Origin of the sequence: Vibrio sp. Vb1755 (assembly GCF_033338635.1) — a bacterium.
GTDB classification, from domain to species: Bacteria; Pseudomonadota; Gammaproteobacteria; order Enterobacterales; family Vibrionaceae; genus Vibrio; species Vibrio alginolyticus.
This window is the reverse complement of the sequence record NZ_JAWOTA010000256.1, coordinates 1-1182: the sequence shown is the minus strand read 5'-3', so window position 1 is coordinate 1182 and position 1182 is coordinate 1. Positions and strand designations below refer to the sequence as shown.

2 protein-coding genes are annotated in these 1182 nt (G+C 48.4%); both read right to left on the bottom strand.

Features of this window, described 5'->3' with window-relative positions:
- A partial coding sequence (locus tag R7E00_RS24335; protein ID WP_318124805.1) for an EscU/YscU/HrcU family type III secretion system export apparatus switch protein occupies positions 1 to 375 on the bottom strand: 375 nt, incomplete at its 3' end.
- Complete coding sequence (gene fliR / locus R7E00_RS24330) at positions 372 to 1148, bottom strand: flagellar biosynthetic protein FliR (RefSeq protein ID WP_021484135.1); 777 nt, start codon at positions 1146 to 1148, stop codon at positions 372 to 374. The genes fliR and R7E00_RS24335, both read right to left, overlap by 4 nt.
- Positions 1149 to 1182 lie beyond the last annotated feature (34 nt).

Here is a 1182-nt window from a genome sequence, read left to right as displayed (position 1 = left end):
CAGTTTTGGTAACATGTTTGCGGGACGAAACATCCATCCGCCCAAGACCATACTGCTACCGAACGTCACGATGATGATAACCGTGAAAAGTGGCAACAGCATTTCGATGATCATGCCAAGGCTCTGACCCACTTGTTCTACCATTTGCTGTGGGTTTTCTAGGTCGGCTTTCGTCAACGACATGTTATAGCGGAAAATGCCGAACATGCTTTCCCAGATGCTATTGATTTGAGAGTAAAAATACAGCGCTACAGCCATGAAAATGACTGCAGTGGTGAATTCTTTCGCTCGTGGAATTTGGCCTTCCTGGCGGGCTTTTTTAACTTTCTGGGGGGAGGCCTTTTCGGTTTTGTCTTGTGACGACTGATCGCTCATGCGCCCCCCAACATAAAGTTGTTTAAGTGTCGGATCGTCTCATGCACCAGCGCGGTGTAGCGGCCCGGAACACCGGAAACAGAAATCAAAACACTGAACAGGCCAAGTAGCATGGTCATCGGAAAACCTAGCGCATAAACGTTCAGAGACGGTGCGGCGCGGTTCATCACGCCAAAACTGATGTTCGCCAACAACATTGACACGATGGCGGGCAGCGCAAGTGCGAGGGAAGCCGCAAACATCCAACCAAACACATTGATCACGCCTTGCAGTGATAGGGCCGTGATGCCTGAGCCAACAGGCCACACCACAAAACTCTGAATAACAATATCGATCACCAGTAAGTGCCCTTCTAGTGACAAAAAGAGTAAGGTCGAAAAAATCAAAAAGATACGGCCTAGAATCGCCACCGACAGACCATTCACAGGGTCGTTCATCATTGCCATACCTAAACCCATCTGCAAAGAAATGGTTTGGCCGAGCATGGTGAACACGTTAAACAGCATGTGCAGAATCAGACCGAACATCAAACCCCAAATCGCTTGCTCAAATGCGAGAAACAAAGAGGTTAATGAGAAGAGTTCAACCGCAGGCATTGTTGGCATTAATGGCGCTGTGATGACCACGATAGAGAGTGCTAATAAACTGCGAACCCAAATCGGAATCAACGCGTCACCAAAAAATGGCATGGATAAAAATACCGCTCCCACACGAAAAAACGGCCACCAAAGTTGACCGAGAATCGCGGAGAGGTCTGCAAATGTGATGGCCATCAGCCAATCATCCCCGGAATGTTGTGGAACAAGA